Origin of the sequence: Desulfosediminicola flagellatus, assembly GCF_005116655.2 — a bacterium.
Lineage (GTDB): Bacteria > Desulfobacterota > Desulfobulbia > Desulfobulbales > Desulfocapsaceae > Desulfopila > Desulfopila flagellata.
This window is the reverse complement of record NZ_CP050698.1, coordinates 4,463,572-4,480,636: the sequence shown is the minus strand read 5'-3', so window position 1 is coordinate 4,480,636 and position 17,065 is coordinate 4,463,572. Positions and strand designations below refer to the sequence as shown.

Annotated in this window: 11 protein-coding genes; 9 read left to right on the top strand and 2 right to left on the bottom strand. The window is 46.2% G+C overall.

The window, feature by feature from the left end; genetic code table 11:
• Positions 1-172: 172 nt before the first annotated feature.
• The 9 genes from FCL46_RS18450 to FCL46_RS18410 all read left to right on the top strand — a co-directional run bounded on the left by FCL46_RS18450 (position 173) and on the right by FCL46_RS18410 (position 14,414).
• Positions 173-2,029, top strand: a complete 1,857-nt coding sequence (locus FCL46_RS18450) for an AMP-dependent synthetase/ligase (RefSeq protein ID WP_136810325.1) — start codon at positions 173-175, stop codon at positions 2,027-2,029.
• Entirely contained in the window at positions 2,026-4,413 is a 2,388-nt protein-coding gene (locus FCL46_RS18445; RefSeq protein WP_136810326.1) for a 3-hydroxyacyl-CoA dehydrogenase/enoyl-CoA hydratase family protein, read from the top strand. The genes FCL46_RS18450 and FCL46_RS18445 overlap by 4 nt, the downstream gene beginning before the upstream one ends.
• A gap of 62 nt (positions 4,414-4,475) precedes the next feature.
• On the top strand, positions 4,476-5,648 hold the full coding sequence (locus FCL46_RS18440) for a thiolase family protein (protein WP_136810401.1): 1,173 nt from the start codon (positions 4,476-4,478) through the stop codon (positions 5,646-5,648).
• Between the two features lie 88 nt (positions 5,649-5,736).
• A complete protein-coding gene (locus FCL46_RS18435; RefSeq protein WP_136810327.1) occupies positions 5,737-7,515 on the top strand; it encodes an acyl-CoA dehydrogenase family protein in 1,779 nt (592 codons plus the stop codon).
• Between the two features lie 247 nt (positions 7,516-7,762).
• A complete protein-coding gene (locus FCL46_RS18430) occupies positions 7,763-8,713 on the top strand; it encodes an MBL fold metallo-hydrolase (protein WP_136810328.1) in 951 nt (316 codons plus the stop codon).
• A gap of 3 nt (positions 8,714-8,716) precedes the next feature.
• Positions 8,717-10,717, top strand: a complete 2,001-nt coding sequence (locus FCL46_RS18425; RefSeq protein WP_136810329.1) for an oxidoreductase — start codon at positions 8,717-8,719, stop codon at positions 10,715-10,717.
• Positions 10,717-11,235 carry a DUF4442 domain-containing protein gene (locus FCL46_RS18420; protein ID WP_136810330.1) on the top strand — a complete coding sequence of 173 codons (519 nt, stop codon included), beginning with the start codon at positions 10,717-10,719 and terminating at the stop codon, positions 11,233-11,235. Before FCL46_RS18425 ends, FCL46_RS18420 begins: the two co-directional genes overlap by 1 nt.
• A gap of 93 nt (positions 11,236-11,328) precedes the next feature.
• Positions 11,329-13,029 (top strand): acyl-CoA dehydrogenase family protein, encoded by a 1,701-nt coding sequence (locus FCL46_RS18415; RefSeq protein ID WP_228723247.1) that lies wholly within the window; start codon positions 11,329-11,331, stop codon positions 13,027-13,029.
• Positions 13,030-13,235: 206 nt separating this feature from the next.
• Positions 13,236-14,414 (top strand): 4Fe-4S binding protein, encoded by a 1,179-nt coding sequence (locus tag FCL46_RS18410; RefSeq protein WP_136810332.1) that lies wholly within the window; start codon positions 13,236-13,238, stop codon positions 14,412-14,414.
• A 102-nt stretch (positions 14,415-14,516) separates the two neighbouring features.
• On the opposite strand, the gene dsrP is transcribed toward FCL46_RS18410, so the two are convergent.
• Complete coding sequence (dsrP, locus tag FCL46_RS18405; RefSeq protein WP_136810333.1) at positions 14,517-15,737, bottom strand: sulfate reduction electron transfer complex DsrMKJOP subunit DsrP; 1,221 nt, start codon at positions 15,735-15,737, stop codon at positions 14,517-14,519.
• A 263-nt stretch (positions 15,738-16,000) separates the two neighbouring features.
• Complete coding sequence (locus tag FCL46_RS18400) at positions 16,001-16,966, bottom strand: 4Fe-4S dicluster domain-containing protein (protein WP_136810334.1); 966 nt, start codon at positions 16,964-16,966, stop codon at positions 16,001-16,003.
• Positions 16,967-17,065 lie beyond the last annotated feature (99 nt).

Sequence of the window (17,065 nt, the reverse complement as noted above, 5' to 3'; positions counted from 1 at the left end):
TGGGTATGTCTGTCTAACTAACATTGATTTCTTTGAGTAGAAAGTATAAACCCGGTTTATAAAATGGTTGACTTAAACGTAAAGGTACGCTATGTAGGAATTAATGCAAGAGTTTTCCGCGTAAGAGTGGGCAATAGTGTCGGTCCGAAAATTAGTTTGGAGCAGATGACTTATGAACTTTTTGTCATATCAATCGATTCCTGCAATTCTCAAGGATAACGCAAGGAAATTCGCCGGCAGGACGGCGATCAGTTACAAGAAACGTGGGGTATTTCTATCCCTGACCTATGAAGAGTTTTATGAGCGTGTCTTAATGCTCGCCCGAGGGTTGAAAAAATCGGGGGTAAAACCGGGAGACAGGGTAGCAATTTTCTCCGAAAACAGGCTGGGGTGGGCTATCTCGGATTTTGGCGTCCAGTCGGCCGGAGCAATCACCGTTCCAATTTATGCAACCAATACCGGCACGCAGGCGGCGTATGTAATCAATCATAGCGAAGCCAAGGTTGTCTTTGTTTCAACCAAGTCACAATATGAGAAGCTTTTTTCAATTCGTGACCAGATTCCAAATGTAGAGTTGATAATATCGTACGAACGGTTCATGGGCGACAGGTCCTTCCCCGTCTACACCCAGTACCAGTTGTCAGAAGTTTCTACCCCTCTGGCGGAAAGCGAACGGGAAGAGATCGAGGCAGAGATTGAGCGCATCAAACAGGAAGATATCCTGACCATTATTTACACATCAGGAACAACAGGTGTGCCAAAAGGTGTATTGCTTACCCAGCGAAATATCATGGTGAACGCCGAGCATGGCGTTGCCAGGATTGGACAGCTTAAGACTCAACAAACATTTTTAAGTTTTCTTCCATTAAGTCATGTGCTTGAGAGAACAGGCGGGTATTATACCAACCTGCTCAGCGGCAACCATGTGGCCTTTGCCGAGAACGTGCAGAAAGTAATGGAGAATATGGTTGAGATCAGGCCAACCAATATGGTGAGTGTGCCGCGTCTGTTCGAGAAAATTTACTCAAGAGTTTACGAAAACGTTCACCAGTCTACAGCGTTCAAACGCAATCTGTTTCATCGTGCCGTGGAAGTGGGTCGGAGATATGTCCAAAAAAAATATGTCACCCATGAACCACTTGGTATATTGGAATTACAGTATAAATTCTTTGATCGACTGGTTTTTAGGAAAGTGCGGGAGCGATTTGGTGGAAAGATTAAATATTTCATCTGTGGTGGCGCGCCGCTTGACAAAACTATCAACGAATTCATGTGGATTATCGGACTACCGGTCTTTAATGGTTATGGTTTAACTGAGACAAGCCCGGCGATTACACTCTCAAGCCTGGATGTTATTCGTTTCGACTCGGTGGGGAAACCACTGAAAGATACAGAGGTGAAACTGGCTGCAGACGGTGAGCTTTACGTAAAGGGACCACAGGTAATGGGCCAATATTATAAAAATGATGATGCTACCCGTGAGACGATTGAAGATGGCTGGTTTAAGACCGGTGACATCGCTCGTATCGACGAGCAGGGCTACGTCTATATTATTGACCGCAAAAAAGAGATCATCGTTACAGCCGGTGGAAAAAACATAGCACCACAGCCAATCGAAAATGAACTCAAGCTCGATAAGTATATCTCTCAAGCTTATGTCTATGGTGACAAAAAGCCGTACCTGGTTGCGGTACTTACCCCTAACCTTGAGCGATTAATTGATCTGGGCCGTGAGCTGGAGCTTGACTACATCGATATGGAAGAACTGGTTACACATAACAAGGTAATGGAACTCTACACACAACGTGTTGAGATGCTGAATGCGACATTACCGCCTTATGAAACGATAAAACGATTTGTCCTCCTTCCACGGGAATTCACGATAGAAGGTGGAGAACTAACACCAACTTTAAAACTCAAACGTAAAGAAATCTACAACAAGTACAAAGACGGCATCGAAGAGTTGTATATGAAAGCTGGTAACGGTTTAGTAGGCCGGCCGAAAACCAATAATGGAGAGACAAAATGAGGCAGATAAATCGCGTAGGTGTACTTGGCGCCGGAGTTATGGGAGCAACCATCGCAGCCCATCTGGCCAATGCTGGACTTGAAGTTCTTTTGCTGGATATCGTCCCTAAGGAACTTACCGAGCAAGAGCAGGCAAAGGGACTGACCCTAGAGAGCCCTCAGGTACGTAATCGTATAGCTCAGGCTGGTCGAGACGCTCTGATAAAGATGAAACCGGCTCCGTTTTTCTTAACAAATTACGTAGCACAGATTGATGTTGGTAACCTGGAAGACGATCTGCCAAAACTCACAAAGTGTGACTGGATTGTCGAAGTTGTTGTTGAATATATGCCGATCAAACTTGATCTGCTCAAAAAATTGGTTCCTCATCTGGCACCGGGTGCAATCCTTTCCACAAACACCAGTGGACTCTCTGCAAACGAGATGGCTGAGGTGCTTCCTGCCGAGGTTCGTAAAAACTTCCTGGTTACCCATTTCTTCAATCCGCCACGTTACATGCGCTTGATGGAACTCGTTGCAACCACGGGAACCGACCCTGAAGTTATGACCGGTATGGCTGATTTTATCGGCACTCGTCTTGGTAAAGGAATTGTTTTTGCCAAAGACACACCAAACTTTATCGGCAACCGTATCGGTGTCTACGCCATCTATAAGGCCATGCAGCATATGGTTGAGATGGACATGACGGTTGAAGAAGTTGATACAATTGCCGGCCCTGCCACTGCACGACCAAAGAGTGCAGCCTTTAGAACTGCTGATCTTGTTGGTCTTGATACTCTGGCCCATGTAGGAACAAACTCCTACGATCTGCTTCCTGACGATGAAGAGCGTGATGTATTCAAGAAGCCTGATTTCATGGCCAAGCTTATCGAGAACGGCTGGTTGGGTAATAAGAGCAAGCAGGGATTTTATAAGAAGGCGATGGTCGATGGTAAACGTCAGATCTTCTATTACGACTATAAAGAAGGCGACTACAAACCTATTCAAAAACCAAAATTCGCTTCTGTCGGTATGGTGAAGCAGGTTGATGATCCTGCCCAGAAAATCAAAATGATCATTGGCGGCGCTGATAAAGGTGCAGAGTTTGCCTGGAAATCAATTCGCGACACCCTGATCTACGCATTCAACCGAATTCCTGAAATTGCTGATGACGTGGTCAATATCGACAACGCCATGAAGTGGGGCTTTAACTGGGAAATCGGTCCATTCGAGATGCTTGATGCCATCGGCGTTCAAAAATTTATCAAACGTTCAGAAAAAGATGGTGTTGCCGTACCTGAAAAGATGAAAGCGGTTGAGTCTTTTTACAGATTTGCCCCTTCAGGTTCTCAGGAATACTGGGATGTTATTAAGGGCGAGTATGTAGCTGTACCGACCAAAGAAGGTCAGATCAAGCTTGATATCTTAAAGAGAGCAGGCAAGGTTGTTGAAAAGAACTCCAACTGTTCAATCATCGATCTGGGCGACGGTGTCTTCGGATTTGAGTTCCACTCAAAGATGAACGCCATCAGTGGCGACATCCTGGCAATGACCCATAAAGCGGTCAAGCGAGCAGAAGAAGAAGGTGTTGGCCTCGTAGTCGGTAATCAAGGACAGAACTTCTCGGTTGGTGCTAACCTGATGATGCTGGCAGTAGCCATGGCTGAAGGCGCGTACGATGACATCAACATGGTGCTCCGTTCTTTTCAGAACGCAACCATGGCAATTAAATATGCAAAGGTCCCTGTTGTATCAGCACCTTTTGGCATGGCACTTGGCGGCGGTTGTGAGTTCTCCATCCACGCTGATGCGGTTAACGCTTATGCCGAGACCTATATGGGGCTGGTTGAGATCGGTGTTGGTCTACTGCCTGCTGGTGGTGGTACTAAGGAATTGTGTCTACGTGCGGTTGATCTTGCATCTAAATACAATACCGATGTTCAGCCATTTATCATCAAGCATTTCGAGCAGATTGCCATGGCAAAAGTGTCCATGGGCGCAGCCGAACTCTACGGCATGAGCTATATGCGTGAGGGTGACTCCATCACAATGGACATCGATAAGCTTATCGGTGATGCCAAGCAGAAGGTGCTCGGACTTGCTGTGAATTATCGGCCAAAGACTCCTCGTACAGACATAGCAGCACCGGGACGTGGCACCGCGGCATCTATCAAGAGCCAGCTCTGGAACATGAAGATGGGTAATTTCATAACAGAGTATGAGTATGAAATGGCAACTATAATCGCTCAGGTTATCTGTGGTGGTGATGTTAATCCTGGAACAATCGTCAGTGAAGAATATCTCCTACAACTTGAGAGAGAGAACTTCCTTAAACTCTGTGGCAACAAGAAGACTGGCGAGCGTGTTCAGCATATGCTGAAAACCGGCAAGCCTTTGAGAAACTAGTACCGCCATAAAAGATAAAACACACTTACTGGTTAATACGTTTATCCATAGAGAGGACCATGATGAAAAAAGCATATATACTGGCAAGCTACAGGACTCCAGGCTGCCGAGCAAATAAAGGAAAATTCAAAGATATGAGGCCGGATGATCTGGCCGCGATAGCGATCAAGGGACTTGTTGAAAGAACCGAGATCGACCCGATGACTGTCAGTGATGTCGTACTCGGTTGTTCGTTCCCCGAAGCAGAGCAGGGAATGAATGTCGGACGAATTGCTGCAATGAAAGCAGGACTGCCCATTGAGGTTCCAGGGCTGACCGTCAACCGTTTCTGTTCTTCTGGTTTAAATAGTATTGCCATTGCCGCTGAACGTGTCATGGCAGGTTTTACCGACTGTATCATCGCAGGTGGTGTTGAGTCCATGTCCAGCGTACCGATGGGTGGCCTTAAGTATGCTGCCAACCCGGGTATGATGGTGGACTGGCCTGAGGCGTTCGCCTCCATGGGAACCACAGCAGAACTGGTTGCCGAGAAATACGGCATCAACCGTGAAATGATGGATACCTTTGCAGCCGCAAGTAACGCCAAAGCTGTAGCAGCTATTCAGAACGGTACCTTTGCTGATGAGATCATCCCTGTTGAGATCGAAAATACATTTCTGGACGGTAATAAAATTAAACGAGTGAAAGAAATGGTGACAGTGGATGACGGTGTTCGTCCCGGAACCACCGTTGAATCACTTTCCAGACTCCGCTCAGTATTCAAAGTTGGTGGGCCGGTTACTGCGGGTAACTCCTCACAGATGACTGATGGCGCAGCCGCCACCCTGATCGTCTCTGAAGACTATCTCAAGAAAATCAAGAAAGACCCGTTTGGCAGATTCCTTTCATTTTCAGTCAATGGCGTACCTCCTGAGCTTATGGGTATTGGTCCTATTGCAGCAATTCCAGAGGCTCTTCGTCTGGCAGGTCTCTCACTTGCTGACATCGATCTGATCGAGCTGAACGAAGCGTTTGCTGCCCAGGCATTGGCGGTAATGCAGGAACTGAAGATCAGTCCTGAAATTGTCAACGTAAATGGCGGTGCAATTGCTCTCGGTCATCCACTTGGATGTACCGGTGCTAAGCTTACCGCGACCCTTCTGCATGAGATGGGACGTCGTAAGGCGAAGTACGGAATGGTTTCCATGTGCATCGGCGGTGGTATGGGAGCAGCCGGTATTTTTGAAAAACTGTAAGCGCAATTGAAGAGCCTATTGGTAAAAGGCTTTCTCCAATAGGCTCTCAGAGAAGAGATGATAGCGCATAACATTATAAGGTGAGAATATGTCTAAAAATATGTTGAAAGGTGGGGAATACCTGGTAGCTGAAACGCCATGTGCTGATGTTTTTACTCCGGAAGATTTTACCGATGAACATCGCCAGATGGCTGAAACCACAGAGCAGTTTGTACAAAATGAGATCTTCCCGCATCTCGAAGAAATAGAGAAGCAGGATTTTGATATCGTGGTTAAAGGCCTGCGCCAGTGCGGTGAGCTTGGTCTGCTGATGATGGACGCTCCTGAAGAGTATGGCGGCCTTGAGCTGGACAAAGCGTCTTCAATGCTTGTAGCAGAAAAGATCTCACAGGCAGGATCATTCTCAGTTGCCTATACCTGCCATACTGGTATTGGAACTCTTCCCCTTGTTTATTACGGAACTCCTGCTCAGAAAGAACAATATCTGGGAAAAATTATATCTGGAGAATGGCCTGCAGCATATTGTCTGACAGAGCCTGGTTCTGGTAGTGACGCGCTTGGCGCAGCCGCAACCGCGACACTTTCTGCAGACGGAAAACACTATATCTTAAATGGAACCAAGCAATTCATTACCAATGGTGGTTTTGCTGAGTTGTTCACCGTATTCGCCAAGATTGACAAAGAGCATTTCACCGCATTTCTTGTAGAGAAGAGCTTTGAAGGTCTTGTAGTCGGAGCTGAAGAGAAGAAGCTTGGTATCAAAGGGTCATCCACCACTCAGATTATTCTTGATAACTGTAAGGTACCGGTTGAAAATTTACTTGGTGAGATTGGAAAAGGTCATAAAATTGCCTTTAACGTTCTGAATATTGGACGTTTCAAGCTTGGTGCAGGTGTTTGCGGTGCATCCAAAATGGCAATGGTAGATGGCATCAAATATGCCAATGAGCGGACTCAGTTTGGTAAGAAGATCAGTAGCTTTGGTGCAATCGGTGAGAAGGTCGCCAACATGACTGCTGAGATCTACGCCTCTGAGTCGCTGGTTTATCGGATGGCCGGTGTGTTTGATGAGAAAATTGAAAAGATCGATAGATCTGCCGATAACTATTACGAACTGTACCTGAAGGCCATTGAAGATTATGCTCCGGAGTGCGGTATTGCCAAAGTGTATTGTAGTGAAGTTCTGGCAAGAACAGTTGACGAGGTTCTGCAGATTCATGGCGGATATGGGTTTGTAAGCGATTATCCTGCAGAACGATACTATCGTGATGAACGTATCAATAGAATCTTCGAAGGTACCAACGAGATTAACCGTCTGCTTATTCCTGGCATGATCCTCAGAAAAGCGATGACAGGTCAGCTTCCACTCCAGGCCGAAGCAATGAAAGCCTTTGAGAAGCTGATGACTCCAAGCTTTGAAGAGATTGATGATTCAGTACCGTTTGCTGCTGAGAAAGCGCTTATCGGTAACCTGAAAACCATCTTCCTCATCCTTGCTGGTGCCGGCGTTCAGAAGTTTATGGACAAAATCGCCGATGAGCAGGAGATCCTGATGGCCGCTGCTGACATCGCAATCCAGATCTACGCACTTGAAAGTGCTGTACTTCGCGCAGAGAAGGTACTGCCGACATCAAGCGAGCGTAAGCAGGAACTGCTCAAAGCCGCAGTGAAAGTATGTGCTTTCACCATGACAGAGGAAGTGAGCCGTGCAGCCAAGCAGGGCGCCTTCTATGTAGAAGAAGGTGATACGCTTACAATGATCCTGTCCGGTATCAGAAGATTTGCTAAGTATGATGCATCCGGCCTGCTTCAGGCTAAGCGTCTGCTGGCTAAAACTGCCTGTGAAGAAGAGAAATATCTCTTCTAACAGCTCCGCGCTCTCCGGGGAATTGTTTTTTAAACCTCGCGCCCCGGAGAGTGCTCTTTTAAAATGAGGATTTTCGCCTAATATCTTTGTTATGTGCCGGTAAATTATCCTCGGCGTATTAAATATACGCCTGTGGTAATTTCCCGACCCATGCCTCAATCTTAGACGAAACTTCTCATTTTTCCTGTCGAGGGCAGTCTGTAGCAGAACCTTTTTGAGACTTTTTCTAATTACGAGACAGCTGATTATGGAGAGTAAACCTGTTCAACACACCATTGATACTCCGTACTTAGTTGGTCCTGTTCATTGTTACACTGTTGAGCGGGATGGGGAATTGTGTTTGTTTGATACCGGGCCGCCCATCAGGGAGGCAAAGAATTATCTCCAAGATTCAGTCGACCTGGCCCGGGTCAAACATGTTTTTATTACCCATTGTCATATCGATCATTACGGGCTTGCACATTGGCTTGAGCAGGAAACTGAAGCGGCGGTTTATCTGCCGTACCGCGATTCGTTAAAGATCACCCAGCATGACTACCGAATGCAACAGATGTACACCTTGTTGCTGGCTATAGGGTTCTCGAAAAAATATCTTGATGAGCTGCGGGAAATCTTTGATAGCGGGGTGCTTTTTCCGGCTTTTCCGGAGAATTATAAAATAGCAGAGGAAGATATCCCGGAAGAGATTGGTATAGAGGTTATAAACTGCCCCGGGCACTCTCAGAGTGATGTTGTCTATGTGTTTGATGATTTTGTAGTATCAGGTGACACATTGTTGCGGGGGATTTTTCAATCTCCGCTGCTTGATGTTGATCTGATTACCGGTGAACGTTTTAACAACTATGATGCATATTGCCAATCGATCGTAAAACTCTCGTCTCTGAATGGCAAGACAGTGTTGCCGGGTCATCGAAAATCGGTTGAGAGCATCAATGATACGTTGCTTTTTTATATAAGCAAAATGCTTATTCGGGTAGAGCAGATGAAGCCGTATGCGGATGAGCGCAATGTGGCAAAAATTATTGAGACACTCTTTAACAACTCCATGACCGATGTCTTTCACATTTATCTCAAGGGTTCAGAGATCCTGTTTATGCAGGACTTTCTTGCAGCGCCTGAGAAACTCAGTGATTCCCTCCATGCAACAGGCCTGTTCGACAGCGTCGCTGATCAATTTAATCATGTAACCGGGAGGTAATATATGTACGACCCATTGTTTCAGCCCTGGACTATCGGGACGCTGACGCTAAAAAACCGCATTTTTATGCCTGCCATGCATATGAACATGTGCCGAAATTTTCAGGTTACAGATCAGCTGATCGATTTTTACCGCAAACGAGCCGAAGGGGGAGCCGCGCTTATCAGTGTGGGCTACGCCACTGTTGATGAGTTATCCGGAACACCCCTAAATATTGGGGCGCATGACGATGCGTTTGTTCCGGGGCTTGCCCGTCTTGCTTCAGCGATAAAAGAGGGTGGTGCCAAAGCGGCTATCCAGCTCAACCATGCCGGACGCTATAACGCCTCGTTCTTTCTTGGCGGCAAAAAGCCGGTTGCTCCGTCTCCGGTGCCTTCGCGTCTGACAAAAGAAACGCCTCGCGAGCTTGCTGTTGAGGAAATTAAGGAAACCATTATCCGTTTTGCAGATGCTGCAGAACGATCGCGGGAAGCAGGGTTTGACGTTGTTGAGATCCTTGCTGGTACAGGCTATCTGATCAGTGCTTTTCTCTCACCCTTTACCAATCAGCGAACTGATCAGTATGGCGGCAGCCTGGAAAACCGTATGCGGTTTGGCTGCGAGGTGATTGAAGCTGTAAAAGATCGACTTGGTAAAGATTTTCCGGTGCTTGTCCGTATTAATGGTAATGATTTTATGAAAGGCGGAATCGGTGCTAAAGATCTGCAGACCTTTGCGTTGGCTCTCACAGAATCGGGTGCTGATGCTCTTTGTATCAATGTCGGCTGGCATGAGGCACAGGTGCCTCAGATCGTCACTAAAGTGCCACGCGGGGTTTTCGCTTATATGGCGCGGGAAATCAGGGATAAAGTGATGGTACCTGTTATTGCCTCCCATCGAATAAATGATCCTGAAACCGCACGAAGACTTCTCTCACTCGGCTACTGCGATGCAGTTGCAATTGGCAGGGCGCTGATTACAGATCCTGATTTTCCGGCAAAAGCTGAACGTGGTGAAGAGGACCGGATTGTTCACTGTGTTGCCTGCGGCCAGGGTTGCTTTGACAATATCTTTAAGATGAAAGCTGTTGAGTGTGTCTGTAATCCTCGGGCTGGTCATGAACGTGAGTTGAAACAGGATAACCCTGAAGTGCTGAAGCAGGTGATGGTGGTTGGGGGCGGTGTCGCCGGTATGTCTGCTGCTATAGCTGCAGCTGAGCGAGGTCATCGTGTGAAATTATATGAGAAGTCCATGCGGCTTGGCGGTCAGTTACATCTGGCTGGAGCACCTCCAGGTCGTGGTGAGTTTCTTGTATTCGCAAATGATATGACCAGGCAACTGGCAGAGGCTGGTGTTCAGGTTGTTTTGAATACCGAAGTGACAAGAGAAACACTGGCTGAACTCAACCCGGATACACTTATTATTGCAACAGGTGGTAGCCCTGTAACTCCTTCAATTTCTGGTGTCGATCTACCCAATGTTGTGCAGGCGTGGGATGTGCTTGCCGGCAAAACACAGGCTGGCCGAAAAGTTGCAGTTATCGGTGGAGGTGCCGTTGGTGTTGAGACTGCACTGATGCTGGCTGAAGAAGGTACTCTTTCGGGTGAAGAATTAAAGTTTTTGTTGGTTAATCAGGCCGAAGATCCTGCAGAACTTGCACGGCTGGCAACGGATGGTGGCAGGGAAGTTTTTCTGATCGAATTGATAGACAAACTCGGCACCAATTTTGGTAAATCCACTCGCTGGGGAATGTTGCAGGATGTCAGTCGTTTTGGTGTCAAACCATGTGTTGGTGCCAAAGTTATTGAGATAACACCGGCAGGAATACGGTTTGAAATCGGTGGCGAAATTCGTGAAATTTCTGCTGACACTATTGTACTGGCAGTCGGCACCAGATCTGAAAATTCTTTGAAAAAAGCAGCGGCTGAATTGGGAATCCACTTTCAGGTTGTCGGTGATGCTAATGAACCGGGAACTGTCTTTGAAGCGAATCATCAGGGTTTTTCCAGTGGAAGGAGTATCTGATGAACGTCTTTAACCTGCTTACACCGCTAACTACCAGAGCAAGACAATCACAAGGTTGGCTCTGGGTCTTAAACACTGTTATCGGACGAGTAATTCCGTTTAACAGGCCTCATGGTTTTGGCATTGAGGCGATAGGTGAGGATTTCATCCGCACCAGAAGCAGGTACAAAAAGAGCAACTTTAATCATATACGTGGAATCCATGCCTGTGCGATAGCGACTATTGCTGAGTTTTCGGCAGGCTTTCTGTTGATGACAAAGCTTCATCCGGCCCAGTACCGACTGATCATGTCAAATATGGAGGTGGAATATCTCTATCAGGCAAAAGATGACATTTTTTCAGAATCCAGGTGCAGTAGTGAGCGTCTTGATCAGGAAGTCGTTGAGCCGCTGAATGATCAGGAACTTGTCACTGTAATTATGGAAAGCAAGGTGGTCGATGCAGCTGGCAATGACATTGCTCTGGCGAAAACGACATGGCAGATTAAGAGGTGGGATGTAGTGAGGACGAAGGTTTAAAAGACAGATTAAAGGAAATAGGACTGAGTTGTGAGGTGTCAGAGGGAAGAGCGTGGTTGAAATGTCCCTTTTTATATAATCCAGGAGATTGTGATGCTGCTGAATCCGAAGAAATATGATCGTCCACATATAGATGACCGTTATCGTGAGCTTGTCGAAAAGACTGTTAACTTCTTTGAGGAGAAAGGTCTCAAGAGCATTAAAGAAGATGATCAGTCGATGGTCTGGTATGAGGATTTTCTTGAGTTTATAAAGAACGAACGTGTCTTTTCACAGCTGTTGACTCCGGCGAAATACGGGAAGAATGAGACGCGTTGGGATATGTACCGTATTAGCGAATATAATGAAATCCTTGCATTCTACGGGCTGTGTTATTGGTACGCATGGCAGGTGACCATTCTTGGGCTTGGCCCGATCTGGATGGGGAAAAATGAAGAGCAGAAGCATCTTACCGCGAAGCTGCTTGCAGATGGCGGGGTCTTTGCTTTTGGTCTTTCTGAGAAAACCCATGGTGCAGATCTGTATTCTTCAGAGATGATACTTTCTCCACAGGATAATGGCACTTATCTGGCGAATGGTTCAAAATATTATATCGGCAATGGTAATTGTGCGGCGCTTGTTTCAACGTTTGCCAAGATTGAGGGCACGGGTGAGTATGTGTTTTTCACTGTTAAGCCTGATCATCCCCAATATTCGTGTGACAAGAAAATCGACACGTCAGGTGTGCGGCAGGCGTATGTTGCTGAGTATTCCCTTAAAGATTATCCAATCACAGAGGCAGATATCCTTTCACGAGGTGATCATGCCTGGAACTCGTCACTCAATACCATTAATGTGGGTAAATTTGAGCTAGGCTGTGCTTCAATTGGTATTACCACCCATACGTTTTATGAGGCACTAAATCATGCAGCAGCGCGTAATTTATATGGGCGCTACGTTACAGACTTCCCTCATGTTAAAAAAATGTTTGTTGAGAGTTATGCTCGTCTTTGCGCAATGAAGCTTGTAGCATACCGCTCGGCCGATTATCTGCGTTGCGCTTCTGACGACGATCGCAGATATCTGCTCTTTAACCCTATTGTTAAAATGAAGGTTACCGGGCAGGGCGAGAAGGTGGTTGCTTTGTTGCATGAGGTCATCGCTGCAAAAGGATTTGAGCAGGACACCTATTTTGAGATGGCTATCCGCGATATCGGTATGCTTCCCAAATTAGAAGGCACCGAGCATGTGAACATGGCGCTAATCATCAAGTTTGTGAAAAATTATTTCTTTGAGCCAGCAAATTATCCTGCAATACCACAGCAGCATGAAGCACGAGATGATGAGTATCTCTTTAATCAGATGACCGGGAAACTGGCTAGTGTACGATTCCCTGATTACCGACTTGCCTATAAAGACATAGATTCTCCAAATGTTAAGCTCTTCAGGACTCAGATGGAGTTGTTCAGAAAGCTGTTGGTAACAGCGCCACCGACAAAAGAGCAGGCTGCAAATATCGATTATATGTTGAGTGCCGGTGAACTTTTTACTCTCTCAGTGTATGCACAGTTAATTCTGGAGAATGCTAAAATTCAAGGCACAGATGAAGCGCTGCTGGAACAGATCTTTACCTTCCTCATTCAGGATTACGCACGAGCAGCTTTGCAGATGATTGTTGGTTTTGACAACACTGATGAACAGGAAGAGATTTATAGGGAAATGCTAAAAAAACCGGTTGTTGATACGAATGGTTTTGAGGCTGTCTGGAAGGAGCAGGTCTATGCTTTGCGTGATACATATGTTATGAACAGCTGAAACTACAAGTTGACACAAGCTCAGCGTTGCGTGTGAATTTTTCATCCTCATGTAAGCGAGGAACGAGACTCAGACATATGTACTATATGTTTGCGGTAAAAACCTAACACGTGCCTCGATCTTGACTCAATTGATGAGTTTCAATTGAAAAAATAGAAACACAAAAAAGCAGCTAACGCGCATCCGACTACACCCCGGAGGTCTAAATGGGTCATCATATAAACGGTAAAGGCAGCATTGTTCCACTGATTGACAGGTTGAATAAATACCCGATCGGTCTACCGGATAATGAGAAGTTGCGGGAGATTCTGGCAATTCTTTTCTCTGAAGATGAGGCCTTTGTTGCTTCGCGCTTTCCGCTTCAGGAAGCGACAATGAAAGAGCTCGTTCGGGCTACAGGCTGGGAGGAAGAAAAACTTGCACCAGTGCTCGATATGATGGCCGAGAAAGGTCTGGTCATGGACATGAAATATGGTCGAAGGACCTATTGGCTACTGATGCCCGGACTGATCGGTTTTTTCGAGCTGACCTTTATGAAACAGCGTCAGGATCTGCCGGTTAAAGAGCTTGCGCAACTGATGCACGAATACCTCTTTGAAGATCCCGATGACTCCATGGGCAATGAGATGTTTGCGAGCAAGACACCGCTTACCAGATCTCTTGCTTACGAAGAGCATATTCCGGTTCATTCAGAAGTTACCCCATACGAGAGTGCCAGAGAGATTATTAAAAAGGCAGGTTATGGCGCGGTTGGTATGTGCTATTGCCGTCACAAAAAAGAACATCTCAACCAAACGTGCGATAAAAATGCTCCCACCGAAGGTATTTGCATCTCTTTAGGTAGTGGTGCCAAGTTTATGGTTCGTCGAGGCTTTGCCGAAGAAAAGAGTGTTGATGAATTGCTCGCGGTAATTGATAAAGCGCGCGATTTAAACCTTACTCACATTACAGACAATATTCGCCATAAGCCGTCCTTTATCTGTAACTGTTGTTCATGTTGTTGTGAACTGCTTGGTGGTGTGCTGCGTGGTTTTCCAAACGGTGTTGCTAAGGCGGGATTTACTCTAAAGATTGATGCCGAGAGCTGCAATGGATGCGGTCTTTGCCAGAAGGCGTGTAACGTTGAAGCTTTGACAAAGGTTGATAATCCGGCTGGCAAGCCAAAATACACAATGACAGTTGACCCTGAACGGTGTCTTGGTTGTGGCGCCTGCGTCTCTGCATGTAAGACTGAGTCTCTGAGTATGTTACCAGTAGAGAAACCTGAGACGCCTGAAAAGAAAAAAGACCTCTTTAAGCAGATCCTAAAAGAAAAGAAGCGTCTCACTCCGCACGTTATTCAGGGTGTCAAAAATACCGTAATGCGGAAGATAGGCATGAGCTGATAAAATTTCAGGAAGAGTAATGCAAGAGTAGACAGGGCCGTGTGAGGTTGAGAAACACGACCCTGCCTACAGAGAGATGGGATTTTTCACATCGCAGCGGGTTTAATTATTCTGCTCATAGCGTTGTTCGATGATAAGCGCAGCCCGGATCAAAAAGGTTACCACGCTGATACCAAGACATAACACTCCTAACGTCACAGACAATTCCACCCAGCTCGGCAGATAATCCACCACTTCGCCAAGAGGTGAGGGGATAAGGCCGGGTACAATGAGCCCAATTCCTTTTTCCATCCAGATCGCAATAAACAATAAACCGGCAGCAGGCAGTAACACGCGTGGATTATTTTTGCCGGGATTTATGGCCAGCACAAGTGTTGCAAAGATGTTTAGAGCGATTGAGGTCCATATCCATGGAACCAGTGCGTCATGTCCGTCCAGTCCAAAGAACAGATAAACGGCGGAAATGGAATGGTGAGTAGTAAAATAAAACTCTTTAAATATTTCTGAAAAGAGCATTATCAGGTTGATAATGGCTGAAATGACAATAATCAGTCGCAGCTTGTTGAATACCTGCCTTTCGATCTTATAACTGGTCACATTATGGATAACCGCCAGGATAAGGGTAATAAGCGCAGGCCCTGCAGCAAAGGCAGAGGCGAGAAAGCGTGGTCCCATCAGCGGATTGTTCCAGAATGGTCGTGCCGGTAATCCTTCATATAGAAAGGCTGTGATCATATGGATAGAAAATGCCCAGAAGATCGACAGGAAAACAAATGGCCGGTACTTTTTCTCATCAGCAGGACGACCATGATAGTGATTGTATAAAATATACATCGGTACGAAAGCGTTGAGCAGGAGATAGCCATTTATTACAAGAACATCCCAGGCCAGAATTGATGACGGAAAGTTAAACAAACCAATTCCGGGAATAAGATGCCAGGCCTGCAGTGGACCGCCAAGATCCGCCATAATAAATGTCAGGCACATAATCAGCGCACCTACCGCAACACCTTCACCGATAATTACCACCCGATGAAAGCCCGGATCATGAAAAACGTATGCAGGCAGAATGAGCATTACTGCAGCCGCGGCAACACCTACCAGAAACGTGAAGTTGGATATATATAAACCCCAACTGACAATGTCATTCATGCCACTTGTTGCAAGGCCGTAACGCGCCTGAAACGAGTAGGCATAGATGCCGACACCTATACCGGCAAGTAATAGAAGCCTGAAAAACTGTAAGCCGAATCCGCCCTGAATGTTCCAGCGAAAAACATCAAATAGAAATGCGCGAAAACCTGTGCGAGAGGTCGTTTGCATAGTAAACCTCGTAGAGTTAACCTGAATATTTCATGAAAAACGTCCAAAAAAAGTTAAGCACAATATCAGTGTGTTATAGAAATGATTGATAATCAATATTACAGGTACAGTTTGAAACTTTAAAAGAATTCCATAATCTTTTTCACCCTTCGGGCGAGCCTGCTGAGGTCATATTCTTCGTTATCAAAGACTTGCGGTAAATTACTACAGCAGCGTCTCTGATGCCTCGACTATGCCCTCACCTGACTCGTGAAATATCCAGGTTAATCAATGAAATACCAAAACTTCGGATCGGTCCCCAGCTCTTCTTTCATCCTGAACACTTTCTTGTGTTTCAGCACAAAACGAATTTCGCTGTCGGGGTCGAGCAGGTTTCCAAACACTCTGGACCCTGTCGGGCAGGCCTCAACACAGGCAGGCAATTTCCCTTTACGGGTTCGTTGCAGACAGAATGTACATTTTTCCATCTTACCTTTAGGACGTACCCGGTTGCTGAGATAATGCTGATTCGGATTGACCTCTTCTTTCGGGATCTCAGGTTTGCCCCAGTTGAACCTTCGGCCATAATACGGGCAGGCAGCCTGGCAATAACGACAGCCGATACACCAGTCGTAATCAACGACAACAATTCCATCCGGCTCCCTCCAGGTTGCCTTGGTCGGGCAGGCCTTGATACAGGGGGCGTTCTCGCAATGAAAACACTGGGTGCCCATGTAGAATTTATTTTCTACAGGAACCTCATGATAGAACTTGCCGTCACCGGTACTTGGATCGAGCTTGCCCGGTTCCATTTCGAAGATACGGATGTATTGGGTATCGGTCTTGCGATCGAGGTTGTTTTCTTTGGTGCAGGCGGTGACGCATTCCATAAAGCCTTCACAGCGACTGATGTTGAAGGCGTAACCGTATAATACATTTTCCTGCGGTGGGGTGGTGTCCATCTGGACGTCGAGGTCATCACGTATCTTGGCTAATTGTTCGAGCCTGGCAACTGTGGCTTCCTTTTCTTCCTGTGTCATCAACCGGTAATGCTCTTTAAAATATTCCTGCCATTTGAGTTTGAGTTCTTCACTCGAGGCGGAACTGACGTCAGGAATACAGCCTGTCATAAGCGTAGCACTACCTGCTGCAGCGACAAGGGACAGCCCTTTTATAAAATTCCTGCGGCTTGTCTTATTATTCACAATATCGTCCTTTCCCTTGGGTTCTTCACATTTGCGGTGAGTCATACGATTCCCTCCAGGGAGGCTGTCCGAGAATAGGGGTTTTGGTCAAAATCGAGAAGTTTTCAAAAAATAAGTACAGCCATATGTTTGATATTGCGAGCA